We start from the raw sequence: 15,445 nt of genomic DNA on the forward strand, positions 1-15,445 counted from the left end.
TGTTCGCCCTGGTGGCGCTGGGCTGGCTGATCAGCCGCATGTGGCGGGGGCCAGAGCGGCTGCACGAAAGGCTCTCGCGGTTTGTGTTCGGCGTGGCCCTGCCCGCCCTGCTCTTCAGCCTGATGAGCGACCTCTCGCGCCTGCCGCCCGTTGACCCGAGGGTGCTGGCCGCCTTTTTCGGGGGCTGCCTGCTCGTGTTCGGCATCGGCCGGCTGCTGGCCTGGCGGGTGTTCGGGCTGGATGGGGTGTCGCAGTCGCTGTTCGCGCTGGCGGGCATCTTCTCGAACAACGTGCTGCTGGGCATCCCTCTGGCGCAATCGACCCTGGGTCCGCAGGCCATGCCCACGGTGGCGCTGGTGCTGGTGTTCAACTCGCTCACGCTGTGGACGCTGGCGACCGTGTCGGTCGAGTGGGCGCGCCACGGCAGCCCCTCCCTGGCCGGCTTTGGCGCCACGCTGCGCGGCGTGCTGAGCAACCCGATCATCCTGGCCATCCTGAGCGGCACGGCCGTGGGCCTGAGCGGCTGGGGGATGCCCGAGGGGCTGCACACCGCACTGGGCTGGGTGGCGCAGACGGCAGGCCCGCTGGCCTTGCTGACCCTGGGCATGGGCCTGGCCCAGCACGGCATCCGCGCGCAATGGCCGGTCAGTTCGGCCATGTGCGCCGTCAAGCTGCTGGTGCAGCCGCTGGTGGTGTGGGGCCTGGCACGGGCACTGGGCCTGGGCGAGGTCGAGGCCCGCACCGTGACCCTGCTGGCCTCCATCGCCACAGGGGCCAATGTCTACCTGATGTCGCGGCAGTTCAAGGCCCTGGAAGGGCCGGTCGCAGCCAGCTTGGTGATGTCGACCGCCCTGGCCGCCCTGACCACGCCGATGTGGCTGGCCCTGACCGCCTGAGGCGCCCCGTTGACACGGTGCATGCCGCCCGAGCCCGGGGCTCAGTCCTCTGGCTGCAGACGGCCTTCGAGGTCTTGCGCGGTGAGGTAGAGGCGCAGGTCGAACTCGTACTGGTGGTAGTTCGGCTCCATGTGCACGCAGAGCTTGTAGAAAGCCTTGTCGTGGGCCCGCTCCTTGATGTGGGCCAGCTCGTGCACGACGATCATCTGCAGGAACTCCGGCGGGGCCTCCTTGAACAGGCTGGCCACGCGGATCTCGCGCTTGGCCTTGAGCTTGCCGCCCTGCACGCGCGAGATGGCCGTGTGCGTGCCCAGGGCATGGGCGATCACCTGCAGCTTGCCATCGTAGGCGACCTTGCTGAGCGGTTCGCTGCTGCGCAGGTGGCGCTGCTTGAGGTCCATCACGTGCTCGTAGAGCGCCTTGTCGGTGCGAACCTCATGGCGATCCGGGTACCGGCTGCGGATGACCTCGCCCAGCTTGCCTGCGTCGATCAGGGACTGCACCTGGGCCAGCAGGTGCGGCGGGTAGCCGCCCAGGTACTTGAGTGCCAGGGCGCTGGCGGGCGGAGGAACGAGGTGCTGGGTGGCCATGTCAGGGGTGCGAGGTCAAGGCGCGATCAAGGCGCAATCTGCTCGGCATAGTCGTAGAGCGCACCGAGGATGTCCTGGCCGCGCTCGTCGTCGTCCTTCAGGCCTTCGCTGAGCTGGTCGATGCGATCGAAGAAGGCCTGCAGCGTGAGGCCACCGCCCTCGCCGCCGTGCAGGCGTGCGGTGCGCAGGGCCAGCCAGCGGGCCTGGTCGGCCTCATCGAGCGTGTCCGGGAAGTTGCGGGCACGGTAGCGGAACAGCAGCTCTTCCAGGCGCTCGTCGACGAAGCCGGGGCGCTTGTCGGCCAGCTGCTCGCCACTGAGGCCGCGCAGGCGCTGCAGCACGCGTCGGTCTTCGTTGCCCACGAAGCCGCCATAGAGGTCCTCGTCGACATCGGTCTGCACACCGCGCTGGTCCTGCTCGCGGCGGGCGTAGACCTCGGCCCAGATGCCATCCATGCTGGGGCTGCGGTCGCGGGCCAGCTCGGCGTGCGCCAGCGCCTGCCCCAGGTTCAGGCCCCACTTGGCCTGGGCTTCGGGCGAGGCAACCTTGAGGTTGCCAATCACGATGGGCGACTTGTTGATGTGCACGCTCTTGATCGGCAAGCGGCTGACGCCTTCGGGCAGGTCGACTGTGCGGGTGAAGACGCGCAGGCGGATTTCGTCGGCGCTGAGGCCGAACAGCTCGGACGGGTCGTGGGCCAGGTCCCAGCACAGGATCTCGTTTTTGTTGCTGGGGTGCTGGGCGAGCGGCCAGACCAGGGCCATGAAGCCGCGCTCGCTGCCGAACATGCTGGAGAGGTGCAGGAAGGGCTTCCACTGGCTGCGGGGCTTGTCCAGGCCGGCTTCGGCCAGCACGGCGTCCTTCTTGCGCAGCTTGAGGCAGAAGTCCCAGAGGCGGGGCTGGGCCTGCTTGATCAGGCGGGCCACGGCGATGGTGGCGCGCACGTCGGACAGGGCATCGTGGGCCGCTTCGTGCACCAGGCCATTGGCCTGGGTCAGGGCTTCGAGTTTGAACACCGGGCGGCCATCGACCTCGGGCCACTGGATGCCTTCGGGGCGCAGGGCCCAGGTGCAACGCACCACGTCGATCAGGTCCCAGCGGCCGCAACCGTTTTGCCACTCGCGGCCATAGGGGTCGATGAGGTTGCGCCAGAACAGGAAGCGCGTGACCTCGTCGTCGAAACGGATGGTGTTGTAGCCCACGCCCACGGTGTTCGGGGCGGCCAGCTCGCGCTCGATGGCGGCGGCAAAGGCGTGTTCGGGCAAGCCTTCGGCCAGGCAGGTCTGGGGGAGGATGCCGGTGAGCAGGCAGGCCTCGGGCTGAGGCAGGTAATCGGGCGCCGGCTGGCAGTAGCGCATCAGCGGCTGGCCGATCTCGTTGAGGTCGGCATCGGTGCGGATGCCGGCGAACTGAGAGGGGCGGTCCCGGCGCGGCACCACGCCAAAGGTTTCGTAGTCGTGCCAGTAAAAGGTGAAATCGGACATGGGCCAGGCCGCGGCGGTTCAGACATCGGCGCACACAAGGGTGCAAAACAAACGGCCCGGCGGTGAACCCGCGGGCCGTGTCGGGATGCGGCGATTGTCCCGCATCGAGAGGCCGGGATCGACCCGCCGCATGGGGGCCCCTGCTGTGGGCTCCCTCCGGGCCGACGCCCTGCCGTGCTCAGCGCTTGCGCAGCACCACCGAGCCGACCGAGTAGCCGGCACCAAAGGAGCAGATCACGCCCACATCGCCCGAGACCAGATCGGCCCGGTGGGTGTGGAAGGCGATGATGGAGCCGGCCGAAGCGGTGTTGGCGTACTCGTCCAGAATGAGGGGCGCCACGTCCTGCGTGGCCTCGGCATTGATCAGCTTCTTGATGACCAGCTGGTTCATGCCCTGGTTGGCCTGGTGCAGCCAGAAGCGGCGCACCTGGCTGGGCTCGCGCTGCAGGCTGGCGAGCTGGGCCTCGATGTGGGCGGCGGCGATGGGCACCACCTCCTTGAACACCTTGCGCCCCTCCTGGCGGAAGGTCTTGTCGCGGGCCAGCGGGTCGCTGTCTTCGCTGCGGTTCATGAAACCGAAGTTGTTGCGGATGTTGTTGGAGAACTGCGTGGCCAGCTGGCTGCCCAGCACTTCCCACTGGTCGGCCGCGGTGGCGGTCTCGCCTCGCTCGACGATGACGGCCGTGCAGACATCGCCAAAGATGAAGTGGCAATCGCGGTCCTTCCACTCCTGGTGGGCCGAAGTGATCTCGGGGTTGACCACGAGCACGCAGCTGGCCGAGCCCGAACGCACGGCGTTGATGGCCTGCTCCAGCGCGAAAGTGGCCGCCGAGCAGGCCACGTTCATGTCGAAACCATAACCGCGGGCGCCGATGGCCTGCTGGACCTCGATGGCCATGGCCGGGTAGGCGCGCTGCATGTTGGCCGAGGAGCAGATGACGGCATCGATGTCGCTGCCCTGTTTGCCGGCAGCGGCCATGGCCTTCTTCGCGGCCTCGACGGCGATTTCGGCCATCAGCGACAGCTGGTCGTCGGCACGGGGCTGCAGCCGGGGGTACATGCGGTCGACATCCAGGATGCCTGCCTTGTCCATCACATAGCGCTGCTTGATGCCCGAGGCCTTCTCAATGAACTCGACGCTCGAGGGCGACAGGGCCGTGACGGTGCCGGCTTCGATCTCTGCCGCATGCTCGGCGTTGAACTTCTCCACGTAGGCGTTGAAGGACGCCACCAACTCGGCGTTGGTGATGATGTGGGGCGGCTGGTAAAGACCAGTACCGCTGATGACGACAGAAGACATGACGGACAGGCTCAAGCGGAAACCGACGATTTTGCCACCCTTTGCCTGGCCGCAGACCAGGGGCCTGCCCGCATGGGGCGGGGCTGACAGACCCTGGCTTGCTGCGGCGAGACAGGTCTGATAGAACTTGGGAGCGGTCCACGCGCTTCGCTGCGGCGGCCCGCTCACCAGATCAAAACACCTCACGGAGACCGGGATGCCTTCGACCACGCAGCAGGAGCGCGACGCCACCGCCTCGCTGGGGAAACGGCTGGTGTGGGCCGGCCTGCTGTGGCTGCTGGCCGTGGCTGCGGCGGGCAGTTGGTTGACCCGAGAGCGCATCCAGGTCTACCGCGCCGAGGTGCTCGAAAGCACCAGGGTGAGGCTGCAGGCGCTGCTCGAGAACCTGGACAACCATTTTCAATCTCTCTCCGCCCTGGGCCCTGTCCTGGCCCGGCAGTCCACCTTGCCCGACTTCCTGGAAAAGGTCGTGGTGGGGGAGGTCTCGCCCACCGACAGCCAGCGGGCCACGCTGCGGTCCAGCCTGATGGCCAGGCCGGAGGTGCAGGCCATGAACGCCGAACTCGAGCGCATGGTCAACGCCTTCCAGATCCGCCAGGCCTATGTGATGGACGCCTATGGCACCGCCCTGGCCGACAGCGCCCACCGCGAACAGACCACCCTGGCCGTCGGTGCCAACTTCCGCACCCGCGAGTACTTCCGCGCGGCCATGGACGAAGAATCGGGCTTCCAGTTCGTGATGGGCCGCATCAGTGGCAAACCGGGTTTCAATTTCGCCAGCCGCATCCAGCGCAACGGCCGTGCCCTGGGCATCCTGGTTCTGAAAACCGATCCCGAAAAGATGGGGCGCCTCTTCAGCTCTTCTGAGAAACGCCTCACGGCCCTGGTCGATGCCAACGGCGTGGTGGTCAGCAGCAACGATCCCCAGGCCATGCTGCGCCGCATCCCCACGGCCCCCTCGCTCGACGGCCGAGACAAAGAGATGGCGCGAACCTACCTCACCACCCCCAGCCCCCTGCCCTGGTCGCCCAGCAGCGTGCGCATCCGCCAGGAAAACCACCTGGCCATGGAGGTCGGCGGCACGCCCCACCTGCTGCTGAGCCGGCCGCTCAAGGGCTATCCGTTTTCCCTGTGGGAGCTGTCGCCCCTGGCCATCGAACCCGAGATCCTGGGCGGCGGGCTGGTGGGCAGCGGCCTGCTGGTGGCGGTGGGCTGGCTGGCCCTGTGGTCGTACTGGCGGCGGGCTGAGAAGGGGGCGGCCGTCGAACGCGTGCGCCGCGAAACCCTGGACATGACGCGCGCCCTGCCCCTGACCCTCTTTCGCTACCGCGTCTCGCCTCAGGGCGAAGGGCATTTCACCCACATCGGCCCCGGCGCGGCGCGGCTCTTCGGGGTGGACGACAGCGAGCTGGTCCGCCAGCCGGAGCGCATCTGGCAGCTGGCGGGCACCGCAGCGGGCACGCCCCCCACGGAGCCCACCGAGTTCGCGGTCGACCTCGACAGCCAGCAACGCTGGATCAGCGTCAACAGCGCGGTGGCCACCAGCCCGGACGGTGGGCAGGTCTTCGACGGTTACTGGCTGGACGTGAGCGGGCGCCGCCAGGCGGAACTGCGTTTCGAAGCCGCGTTCCAGTACGCCCCGACCGGCTTCTTCTTCTTTCACCGCGAACGGGGCATCCTGCGCTGCAATGCCGCCACGCTGAGGCTCTTCGGCGCCAACGACTTCAGCCAGATCCAGGGTCGGCTGCCATGGCAGGCACCACTGTCGCCCGCGCAGCAGCCCGATGGCCGCGAGAGCCTCTCGGCCGCCCACGACATCCTGCGTGACCACCGCGATGGCAACCACCCCCTGCGCGTGAGCTGGCGCCACCAGCGGCTGGACGGCTCGCCCATCGACTGCGAGATCATGCTGATCTGGCTCGGCCACGAAGACCGGGACCTCTACTTCGCGATTGCCGAAGACGCCACCGCGCGCCGCCAGACCGAGGAGGCACTGCGGGTCGCCACCGAAAACGCCCAGGAGACCAGCCGGGCCAAGAGCGCCTTCCTGGCCAACATGAGCCATGAGATCCGCACACCGATGAACGCCATCATCGGCATGACCCACCTGGCCTTGCAGGACGGCTCGCCCGACAAGCTCCGAGCCTACGTGGCCAAAGCCCACCAGGCGGCCAACAGCCTGCTGCAGATCATCAACGACATCCTCGACGTCTCCAAGATCGAGGCGGGGCACCTCGAACTGGAACACATCCCCTTCCCCGTTCAGGACGTGTTGGACCAGGTGGCCGACATGCTGGGCCTGCAGGCCGAGCGCAAGCAGCTCGAACTGGTCTACGACATGCCGCCCGACCTGCCCTCGCAGCTGCTGGGCGACCCCACCAGGCTGCGCCAGATCCTGGTCAACCTGGGCTCCAACGCCATCAAGTTCACCGACCGGGGCAGCGTCACCATCGGCCTGGCGGTGCAGCACCGCCACGCACAGGAGGTGGTGCTGCACGGCTGGGTGCGCGACACCGGCATGGGCATGAGTGCCGAACAGCAGGCCCGGCTCTTCCAGCCTTTCAGCCAGGCCGATGCCTCCACCACCCGCCGCTTTGGCGGCACGGGCCTGGGCCTGACCATCTCGCGCCAGCTGGCCGAGGCCATGGGTGGCCAACTCTGGGCCGACAGCACCCAGCACCAGGGCTCGACCTTCCACTTCACGGTGCGCCTGGGTCTGCCCGACCAGAGTGCACCCATGGCCCTGGTGCGCGATGGCTGGGCCGGCAAGCGCCTGCTGCTGGTCGACGACCACCCGGATGCACGCGCCGTGCTCGCGCACATGGCCGAGAACCTGGGCCTGCACGTCGACCACGTGGACAGCGGCGAACACGCCCTGCAACTGCTCTCACGCAGCCTGCGCCCCTACGACTGGGTGCTGCTCGACTGGCAGATGCCGGGCATGGACGGCCTGACCTGCGCACAGCGCATCCACGCGCAATCGCTGCAGCGTTTCCCGCGCAGCAGCCCCTGCATCCTGCTGGTGACGGCCTTCAATCGCGACGACGCCGTGCGCGCCGCCCAGGACATCCCCCTGTCCGACATCCTGATCAAGCCCGTGAGCCCCTCCACCCTGTTTGACAGCCTGAGCCGGGCCCTGGCCAGCCAAGCGGGGCCGGCCAGCACCTCGTACGTCCAGCCTGTGTTGCCGGCGGCCGGCACCGCGCCATTGGCCGGGCTGCGCCTGCTGCTGGTGGAGGACCAGCCTCTCAACCAGGAGCTGGCGCGCGAGCTGCTCGAACGCGCCGGTGCGGAGGTGGTGCTGGCCGAGGACGGCCGCGAGGCCCTGGCCACCCTCGGTGCCCACGGCCCCTTCGACTGCGTGCTGATGGACTGCCAGATGCCGCACATGGACGGCTACACCGCCACCCGCCTGATCCGTGCCGAACCGCGCTGGGCGAACCTCCCCGTGATCGCCATGACGGCCAGTGCCCTGGCCACCGACCGCGAGGCCGCCGAGGCCGCGGGCATGAACGACCACGTCTCCAAGCCCCTGGATGTGCAGCAGATGTTCCAGGTCATCCAGCGCTGGACAGACCTGCGACACCCGGCCCGCTCCCCGCACTGACGGGCTGCCGTTGTGCGATCAGCCCGCCTGGCGAAACAGCTCGGGCTGGTTCTGCTTGTAGACCCGCAGCCACATGATGGTCGTGGGCACGAGCGACTGCACGCCATAGAGCAAGGCCTCGTCCTGACGGGGCCCGGCGGTGATGATCTCGCGGCCCATGGCCAGCCAGGCCGCCCAGTCGAGTTCCGGCAAGGCCGCACGGGCATCCGGCCCCAGTCCGTCGAGCCCGCGTGCGATGGCGGCCAGCTGGCGCTGGATTTCCTGGCGCGTCAGGCGCGATCCCAGCAGGGCCTCGTCTTCCACGCCCTCGGCCAGGATCAGCACGGACTCGGCCGCTTCTTCGACGATGGACAGCAGCGCCCCATTGAACATGGCAGGTATCCGACAAAAGTGACAGGGATGGGCGGGTGGAGCCGGCTCAGCCGACCTTGCCGCGCTCGGCCGCCGAGAAGTTGCTCAGGTGCCCCTCGCGGGCAGCGCGGGCCCGGGCTCGTTTGATGATGCCGGGGCTCTTCATCTGGGGCGCGGTGAGCGAGACCAGCTTGCTCAGCTCGGTGCCGCCGCATTGCGGGCAGGCCACCACGGTGGTGGAACGCACCAGCAATTCGAAGTCGTCATCACAGTGGGGGCAGTGGTAGGCGTAGATCGGCATGGCAGGGTCCAGGTCAGGGCGGGCTTGTCGGGTTCCAGACAAGAACCCGCGCCCACACCCTCTCATTGCAAGCGCAATGCCTGACCGCCGTGATCCACCGGATCGTCTCAGAAAGGGGCCGGGCTGTGCCACGCGCACGGCGTGTCGTGCAGGGGGTGCTGCAGCGCCAGGTGGGCCGCGTGCAGGGCCAGCCTCGGCATGGCGCACTGGCTGGCCGGCGAGCCATAGAGCGGGTCGCCCAGCATGGGGTGGCCCAAGGCCAGCATGTGCACCCGCAACTGGTGGCTGCGACCGGTCACGGGCTCGAGTTCGACACGGGTGCGGTCCCGCTGAGCGTCACGTGCACACACCCGCCACCGCGTCAGGGCAGGCTTGCCACCGCTCAGGTCAACCTTCTGCATGGGGCGCCACAGCCAGTCGGTGCCCAGGGGCAGGTTGACCTCGCCGGTCTCGCCCCAGTCAGGCGGCATCAGCCCCTGCAGCAAGGCTTCGTAGCGCTTGTGCACGCGGCGGTCGGCAAAAGCCTGGCTCAGCGCGGCCTGCATGGCCGGGCCACGTGCCATCACGATCAGGCCGGAGGTGGCCAGGTCCAGGCGGTGCACGATGAGCGCATCAGGATGGCGGCGCTGCACGCGGTGGGCCAGGCAGTCCTGATGGGCCTCGCCCCGTCCTGGCACCGACAGCAGACCCGCCGGCTTGTTCAACACCAGCAGGGCCTCGTCCTCGTGGACCAGGTCCAGTCCCTCATCCGGCGGTGGGTTGTAGACGATGGTCGGGCACAGGGATGGCTCGGTGGGCGGCGGCGCACCCCGCAGTCGGGCCATGGCTCAGGCCTCGGGCGGTTGAGCGGGTGTGGACACCAGGCTGCGCGCCCCACCGGCATCGCGTGCCGCGTAGCGCCGGGCCATCACCGCACACACGAAGAGCTGAATCTGGTGGTACAGCATGATCGGCAGGATCAGCACGCCCATGGCCGCATTGCCGCCAAAAAGCAGCTTGGCCATGGGCATGCCCGAGGCCAGGGTCTTCTTCGAGCCGCAGAACACCGCCACGATCTCGTCTTCCACTTCAAAGCCCATGCGGCGTGCAGCCCAGCGCGTGAAGGCCAGCATGGGCAACAGAAAGGCCACCGCACCCACCATGGCCTGGGCCAGCAGCCCGATGCCATGGCGGCTCCACAGACCATCGGCCACGGAATCGCTGAAGGCCGACCACACCAGCAAGACGATCACCCCGCGGTCGAACAGGGTCGTCTGCTTCTTGATGCGCGAAAAGCGGCTGGCCAGCAAGGGCCGCATCAGGTGGCCGATCACAAAGGGCAGCAAAAGCATCTTTGCCACCTTGAGCATGGTGTCGCCCACGTCCATGCCGGCCCCGCCGCCCTGCCCGATCACCAGGCTCACCAGCAGCGGCGTGAGGAAAACACCCAGCAGGGTCGACAAGGTGGCATTGAGCACGGCGGCCGCCACATGGCCACGGGCCAGCGCCGTCATCGCCACCGACGACGACACGGTGGACGGCAGCACCGCCAGGTAAAAGAAGCCCATGAGCAGGTCGTGCGACACCCAGCGCCCCGCCGTGGCCGCCAGCAACGCCCACCACAGCGGAAACAGCACATAGGTGCAGCCTTGCACCAGCAGGTGCAGGCGCCAGCGGGTGGCTCCGGCCTTGAGGCTGTCGGTCGACAGGCCCATGCCGTGCAGGAAAAACAGGCAGAAGACGCCCACGTCCAGCACCCGCCCCAGGTGCAAGGGCCCCTCGCTGCGGCCCCATTGAGGGAAGCACGAAGCCACGGTCACGGCGGCGACCATGGCCAGCAGGAAGCCGTCCACCGCACCCCGTTGCGCCTTCTGGCCAGATGGGGGGGCGGACACGCGAAGCAGAGGCCTGTGCGCAGGCGCGCGGCGGGAAGCGGGACGAGACGGCAACATCGGACACCCCGGCCTCTTCCAGGCCGGTCTGGGCAAAACCGCAAGCCTAGCGCAGTTGCGGCCACATGCCCCTTACCATCCCGACCATGGCCACCGCCTTCAAGCACCTCATCGACCGCGACCTCGTCCACGACGTGGGCCAGCACCTGCGCCGGGCCTGGCCGGCCTTCCCACAGGAGGCCTTTGTGGCCCAGGCCCTCAACGGGCTGGACGCGCTGGCGCTCAAGGCCCGGGCACGGCACATCGCCCATGCCCTGGCTGACACCTTGCCACGCGACTTCCACGCCGCCGCCGAGGTCATGGAAGCCAGCCTCAGGCCGGTGCCCCAGCCCCGTTTCGAGCATGACCCGGACAAGGAACTCGGCCAGCTGGGCACCGATGCCACCGGCCTGGGTGGCTGGGCCCTGTGGGCCTTCGGCGAGTACGTGGCCCACCATGGCCTGGCGCACCCGGACCGCGCCCTGCGAACCCTGCACGCCCTCACCCAGCGCTTCACGGCCGAGTTCGCCATCCGCCCCTTCATCGTGGCCCACCCGGAGCGGGTCTTCGCCACGCTGCAGCAATGGCAGCACGACCCGAGCGCACACGTGCGGCGGCTGGTGAGCGAAGGCAGCCGCCCTCGCCTGCCCTGGGGGCTGCGCCTCCAAGCCCTGGTGCAGGACCCCGCCCCCACCTTGCCCCTGCTGCGCACCCTGCAGGACGACCCCAGTGCCTACGTGCGCCGCAGCGTCGCCAACCACCTCAACGACATCGCCAAGGACCACCCCGAGCGCGTGGTCGACTGGTTGCGTACCCACCTGCCCGAGGCGCCCGCCTCCCGCGTTCAGCTGCTGCGGCACGCCAGCCGCAGCCTCATCAAGGCAGGCCACCCCGGCACCCTGCAGGCCTGGGGTCTGGGCGAGCCCTTCCATGGCCAGGCCACACTGCATTTGCCCGCCCCAACCGTGCGGATCGGCGAGGCCCTGTCCTTCTCGGTGAGCCTGCACGCCGCGCCCGGCCCCCAACAGACGCTGGAGCTCGACTACCGGGTTCACCACGTCAAGGCCAATGGGGAGACCTCACCCAAGACCTTCAAGGGCAAGCGCCTTCGGCTGTCACCCCACGAGGCCTGGCACTGGACCAAGGCCCACAGCTTCCAGCCCATCAGCACCCGGCGCTACCACCCCGGTCACCACCGGCTCGAGCTGCTGCTCAATGGGCAGGTGGTGGCCTGCGCCGACTTCGACCTGCTGGCTTGAGGTCGTCGGACCTCAGCCCTTCAGGGCCACCGCCAGGGCATCGAGCTTCTTCGCATCGAAGCCCACGCTCAGCACCTGACCATCACGCTCGATCACCGGGCGCTTGATCACGCTGGCGTGCGCCTGCATCAGGGCCTGGGCGCTGGCCGCATCGACCACGGCCGCCTTCGTGGCCTCATCGAGCTTGCGCCAGGTCGTGCCCTGGCGGTTCACCAACGGCTCCCAGCCCACAGCCGCCACCCAGGCTGCCAGACGCTCCGCCGGCACGCCCTGCTTCTTGTAGTCGTGGAAACCAAACACCACACCCTGCTCGCTCAGCCAGGTGCGGGCCTTCTTGACCGTGTCGCAGTTCGGGATGCCGTAAACCAGGGTGCTCATCGTGCGGGACTCCATCCATTGTGTCGAGACCCGCCACTGTCTCACAAGCCGCCGGCCCGAGCGTCATCCTGGGCTTTGAGGGCCCGCCACTCCTCATCGCTCCACAAGCGTGTGGTCACCACGAAGTGAACGCCCTCGGCGTCTTCGAGCGAAAACGTGCCCACGCTGCCCGGCGCCACATCCAGGCTCAATTGCGAACCCGAGAGATAGTCCATCTGCGCCACGCTGGCGTGGAAAGGCACGCCCGCCACCTCACCCAGTTGCACATCGTTCGGGCCCAGGCCCATCTCGCCCTGCACGAACAGCATGGGCGTGCTGCCATCGCAACACCCGTGCGACTGGTAGAACATCAGCGTGCCGTGCTGCGCCTGCAAGCGCCGGATCAGGGCCTCGGCGGCCTCGGTCGCGATCACGCGTTGGATCATGTTCATCTCCTGCTGCCTCTTGGCATCTTCCAAGAAAAAAGGGCGGGCGAAGCCGCCCCGAAGGTTTCCCGTGGAGGAACACACAGTGAATCAGAAGAAGCCCAGCTTGTTCGGGTCGTAAGACACGAGCAGGTTCTTGGTCTGTTGGTAGTGGTCCAGCATGACCTTGTGGGTTTCGCGGCCGATGCCCGATTCCTTGTAGCCACCGAAGGCTGCGTGCGCCGGATAGGCGTGGTAGCAGTTGGTCCACACGCGGCCGGCCTGGATGTGGCGGCCAAACTGGTAAGCGCGGTTGCCGTTGCGGGTCCACACGCCGGCACCCAGACCGTAAACGGTGTCGTTGGCGATCTGCAGGGCTTCGGCTTCATCCTTGAAGGTCGTCACGGCCAGCACCGGGCCAAAGATTTCTTCCTGGAAGACGCGCATCTTGTTGTGGCCCTTGAACAGGGTCGGCTGGATGTAGTAGCCACCGGACAGGTCGCCTTCCATCTTGGCGGCGTCACCACCGATCAGCACCTGAGCGCCTTCTTCCTTGCCGACGGCCAGGTAGGACATGATCTTGTCCATCTGCAGGGCCGAAGCCTGGGCACCCATCATCGACTCGGTGTCCAGCGGGCTGCCTTGCTTGATGGCGGCCACGCGCTTGAGCACGCGCTCGATGAACTTGTCGTAGATCGATTCCTGGATCAGGGCGCGCGACGGGCAGGTGCAGACTTCGCCCTGGTTGAAGGCGAACAGCACCATGCCTTCGATGGCCTTGTCGAGGAAGGCGTCATCGGCGTCCATGACGTCGGCGAAGAAGATGTTGGGGCTCTTGCCACCCAGTTCCAGCGTGGCGGGAATCAGGTTGGTCGCAGCAGCCTGGGCGATGACACGGCCGGTGGCAGTCGAACCCGTGAAGGCGATCTTGGCGATGCGCTTGCTGGTGGCCAGCGGCATGCCGGCTTCGCGGCCCAGGCCGTTGACGATGTTCAGCACGCCCGGGGGCAGCAGGTCGGCGATCAGCTCGACCAGCACCAGGATGCTGACCGGGGTCGACTCGGCGGGCTTGAGCACCACGCAGTTGCCGGCGCCCAGAGCGGGGGCCAGCTTCCAGGCGGCCATCAGGATCGGGAAGTTCCAGGGGATGATCTGGCCCACGACGCCCAGGGGCTCATGGAAGTGGTACGCGATGGTGTTGCCGTCGATTTCCGACAGCGAGCCTTCTTGCGCACGCAGGCAGCCGGCGAAGTAACGGAAGTGGTCGACGGCCAGGGGGATGTCGGCGTTCAGGGTTTCGCGGATGGCCTTGCCGTTGTCCACGGTCTCGGCGTAAGCCAGTTTCTCGAGGTTCTGCTCGAGGCGATCGGCGATCTTCAGCAGGATGTTGGCGCGCTCGCCGGGCGAGGTGGCGGCCCACTTGTCCTTGGCGGCGTGGGCAGCGTCCAGGGCCAGTTCGATGTCGGCAGCGCCGGAACGGGCAGCCTGGGTGTAGACCTTGCCGTTGATCGGCGTGATCACGTCGAAGTACTGGCCTTCAACCGGCGCAACAAACTTGCCGTTGATGAAATTGTCGTAGCGGGTCTTGAACGCAACGGGGGCGCCAGCGGCACCAGGGGCGGCGTAAACAGTCATGCGGGTCTCCTTCAGGTCAGCAAGAAATCAGCGGTTGCTTGTGTCAGACGCTGCGCCGTTGTGTGTGACAGTGGCCGCGTCCGTACCCCATAAGGGCACGGCGCGTGCCATCTGGGGTTTCCACCAGGGATGGCACACAGCGGGCCGCATCGCCCTTTTCGGCCTCGACCCCGCCAAACCCCAGCAGGCATTGGGTTTTTGTCGCGACAGGGGCCCGAGCGCCGCCAAAGCCCCGGCGCCCGAGCACCGGGTTTGCGCTGTGTCAGCCTGGGTGCACGCGCTGGCACACATCGTGACGGTGTCCCGCACTGACACAGGGGGAACCCGCATGTGACAGACCGCCCCCCGCGCGATACTCCGTCCAACCCCTGTCATGCTGCGGCCCTTGCTTTGTCAAGGCGAGCCGAAGCCAGCACGACCCAGCAAGCATTCCCCCCGAGGCTGTCCATGCAACTGACCCCGCACGCCAACGCCGACCAACTCCGCCAGGCCCGCCGTTTCCTGCTGGAAACCGGTGAGGTGCCCGAGGGTGTGGTCGACACCCGGGTGTCCTCCTCCTGGCAACGCAGCCACCAGGCGGGCCTCTCGCCCACCGACCCACCGGTTGCGCCGCCCTTGAGCTCGCCCGGCGACCTGCGCCGCGCCCTGGCCAGCGAACACGACCTGCTGGCGCACGCCCGCCCGGTGATGGAGTTCGTGTTCGACCAGATGCGCAACAGCGGCAGCCTGGTCATCCTGGCCGATGCCCAGGGCCTTCTGCTCAGCAGCCTGGGTGACGCCGACTTCCTCACCCGCGCCGAACGCGTCTCCCTCGCACCGGGCGCACTGTGGCGCGAAGAGCACCGCGGCACCAACGCCATCGGCACCGCCCTGGCCAACGAAGAGCCCACCGTCATCCACGGCGCCGAGCACTACCTGGAACGCAACAGCTTCCTGACCTGCTCGGCTGCGCCCGTCATGGCGCCCGATGGCCGACTGCGCGGCGTGCTCGACATCTCGGTCGACCAGAGCGGCTACCACCCCCACACCTTCGCCCTGGTGCGCTCGGCCGCCCGCATGATCGAAGACCGGCTCTTCCACGTGCGCCACGCCAACGACCAGTTGCTGCGCATGCACCCCCATGCCGAGGGCCTGGGCTCGGTCGGCGAGGGCCTGCTGGCCGTGTCCGAAGATGGCTGGATCATGGGTGCCAACGCCATCGCCCAGCAGTGGCTCAACCTATCTGCCACGCAGATTGGCGCCATCACGCTCGACCGGGTGCTGGGCCCCCAGGCCCTGCGCCTGCAGTCGCTGCCCGCCACCGGCATGCCCACGCGCATCACGACCATGA

14 protein-coding genes are annotated in these 15,445 nt (G+C 68.0%); 4 read left to right on the top strand and 10 right to left on the bottom strand.

From position 1 onward, the window contains the following. The coding region (locus tag QZ994_RS13780) for an AEC family transporter (RefSeq protein ID WP_290872609.1) at window positions 1-896 on the top strand (896 nt) is incomplete at its 5' end. A 41-nt stretch (window positions 897-937) separates the two neighbouring features. Here QZ994_RS13780 and QZ994_RS13785 read toward each other — a convergent pair. The 3 genes from QZ994_RS13785 to QZ994_RS13795 all read right to left on the bottom strand — a co-directional run bounded on the left by QZ994_RS13785 (window position 938) and on the right by QZ994_RS13795 (window position 4,270). Beyond that, window positions 938-1,486, bottom strand: coding sequence for a YgjP-like metallopeptidase domain-containing protein (locus tag QZ994_RS13785; protein WP_290872611.1), 549 nt, complete (start codon window positions 1,484-1,486; stop codon window positions 938-940). A 26-nt stretch (window positions 1,487-1,512) separates the two neighbouring features. After that, on the bottom strand, window positions 1,513-2,970 hold the full coding sequence (gene sbcB / locus QZ994_RS13790; RefSeq protein WP_290872613.1) for an exodeoxyribonuclease I: 1,458 nt from the start codon (window positions 2,968-2,970) through the stop codon (window positions 1,513-1,515). 178 nt (window positions 2,971-3,148) lie between these two features. Then, entirely contained in the window at window positions 3,149-4,270 is a 1,122-nt protein-coding gene (locus QZ994_RS13795) for a beta-ketoacyl-ACP synthase III (RefSeq protein WP_290872615.1), read from the bottom strand. Between the two features lie 196 nt (window positions 4,271-4,466). Here QZ994_RS13795 and QZ994_RS13800 point away from each other — a divergent pair, with 196 nt between their 5' ends. After that, window positions 4,467-7,877, top strand: coding sequence for a response regulator (locus QZ994_RS13800; protein WP_290872617.1), 3,411 nt, complete (start codon window positions 4,467-4,469; stop codon window positions 7,875-7,877). Window positions 7,878-7,895: 18 nt separating this feature from the next. On the opposite strand, the gene QZ994_RS13805 is transcribed toward QZ994_RS13800, so the two are convergent. The 4 genes from QZ994_RS13805 to QZ994_RS13820 all read right to left on the bottom strand — a co-directional run bounded on the left by QZ994_RS13805 (window position 7,896) and on the right by QZ994_RS13820 (window position 10,403). Beyond that, window positions 7,896-8,249, bottom strand: coding sequence for a hypothetical protein (locus QZ994_RS13805; protein WP_290872619.1), 354 nt, complete (start codon window positions 8,247-8,249; stop codon window positions 7,896-7,898). 46 nt (window positions 8,250-8,295) lie between these two features. Further along, window positions 8,296-8,529, bottom strand: a complete 234-nt coding sequence (locus QZ994_RS13810) for a zinc ribbon domain-containing protein (RefSeq protein ID WP_290872621.1) — start codon at window positions 8,527-8,529, stop codon at window positions 8,296-8,298. 107 nt (window positions 8,530-8,636) lie between these two features. Further along, a complete protein-coding gene (locus QZ994_RS13815; RefSeq protein WP_290872623.1) occupies window positions 8,637-9,353 on the bottom strand; it encodes an RluA family pseudouridine synthase in 717 nt (238 codons plus the stop codon). A gap of 3 nt (window positions 9,354-9,356) precedes the next feature. Then, window positions 9,357-10,403, bottom strand: coding sequence for a bile acid:sodium symporter family protein (locus tag QZ994_RS13820; protein ID WP_290872625.1), 1,047 nt, complete (start codon window positions 10,401-10,403; stop codon window positions 9,357-9,359). Between the two features lie 143 nt (window positions 10,404-10,546). On the opposite strand from QZ994_RS13820, the gene QZ994_RS13825 reads away from it, so the two are divergent. Beyond that, entirely contained in the window at window positions 10,547-11,698 is a 1,152-nt protein-coding gene (locus QZ994_RS13825) for a DNA alkylation repair protein (RefSeq protein WP_290872627.1), read from the top strand. 12 nt (window positions 11,699-11,710) lie between these two features. Here the strand turns inward: QZ994_RS13825 and QZ994_RS13830 are convergent, their stop codons facing one another. The 3 genes from QZ994_RS13830 to QZ994_RS13840 form a co-directional block, all read right to left on the bottom strand. Continuing rightward, window positions 11,711-12,076 (bottom strand): ArsC family reductase, encoded by a 366-nt coding sequence (locus tag QZ994_RS13830; protein WP_290872630.1) that lies wholly within the window; start codon window positions 12,074-12,076, stop codon window positions 11,711-11,713. A 41-nt stretch (window positions 12,077-12,117) separates the two neighbouring features. Then, entirely contained in the window at window positions 12,118-12,501 is a 384-nt protein-coding gene (locus QZ994_RS13835; protein WP_290872638.1) for a DUF779 domain-containing protein, read from the bottom strand. A 90-nt stretch (window positions 12,502-12,591) separates the two neighbouring features. Further along, window positions 12,592-14,115, bottom strand: coding sequence for an aldehyde dehydrogenase family protein (locus tag QZ994_RS13840; RefSeq protein ID WP_290872632.1), 1,524 nt, complete (start codon window positions 14,113-14,115; stop codon window positions 12,592-12,594). Window positions 14,116-14,562: 447 nt separating this feature from the next. Between QZ994_RS13840 and QZ994_RS13845 the strand changes: the two genes are divergently transcribed. Beyond that, window positions 14,563-15,445: GAF domain-containing protein (locus QZ994_RS13845; protein WP_290872635.1), on the top strand; the 883-nt coding region annotated here is incomplete at its 3' end.

Origin of the sequence: Aquabacterium sp., from assembly GCF_021768455.1 — a bacterium.
In the GTDB taxonomy this organism is placed as follows: Bacteria; Pseudomonadota; Gammaproteobacteria; order Burkholderiales; family Burkholderiaceae_C; genus Aquabacterium.

What these genes read in the sequence shown, in the direction of transcription:
- QZ994_RS13785 (WP_290872611.1), bottom strand. Translation starts at nt 1,486, where the DNA reads ATGGCCACCCAGCACCTCGTTCCTCCGCCCGCCAGCGCCCTGGCACTC.
- sbcB (WP_290872613.1), bottom strand. Translation starts at nt 2,970, where the DNA reads ATGTCCGATTTCACCTTTTACTGGCACGACTACGAAACCTTTGGCGTG.
- QZ994_RS13795 (WP_290872615.1), bottom strand. Translation starts at nt 4,270, where the DNA reads ATGTCTTCTGTCGTCATCAGCGGTACTGGTCTTTACCAGCCGCCCCAC.
- QZ994_RS13800 (WP_290872617.1), top strand. Translation starts at nt 4,467, where the DNA reads ATGCCTTCGACCACGCAGCAGGAGCGCGACGCCACCGCCTCGCTGGGG.
- QZ994_RS13805 (WP_290872619.1), bottom strand. Translation starts at nt 8,249, where the DNA reads ATGTTCAATGGGGCGCTGCTGTCCATCGTCGAAGAAGCGGCCGAGTCC.
- QZ994_RS13810 (WP_290872621.1), bottom strand. Translation starts at nt 8,529, where the DNA reads ATGCCGATCTACGCCTACCACTGCCCCCACTGTGATGACGACTTCGAA.
- QZ994_RS13815 (WP_290872623.1), bottom strand. Translation starts at nt 9,353, where the DNA reads ATGGCCCGACTGCGGGGTGCGCCGCCGCCCACCGAGCCATCCCTGTGC.
- QZ994_RS13825 (WP_290872627.1), top strand. Translation starts at nt 10,547, where the DNA reads ATGGCCACCGCCTTCAAGCACCTCATCGACCGCGACCTCGTCCACGAC.
- QZ994_RS13830 (WP_290872630.1), bottom strand. Translation starts at nt 12,076, where the DNA reads ATGAGCACCCTGGTTTACGGCATCCCGAACTGCGACACGGTCAAGAAG.
- QZ994_RS13835 (WP_290872638.1), bottom strand. Translation starts at nt 12,501, where the DNA reads ATGATCCAACGCGTGATCGCGACCGAGGCCGCCGAGGCCCTGATCCGG.
- QZ994_RS13840 (WP_290872632.1), bottom strand. Translation starts at nt 14,115, where the DNA reads ATGACTGTTTACGCCGCCCCTGGTGCCGCTGGCGCCCCCGTTGCGTTC.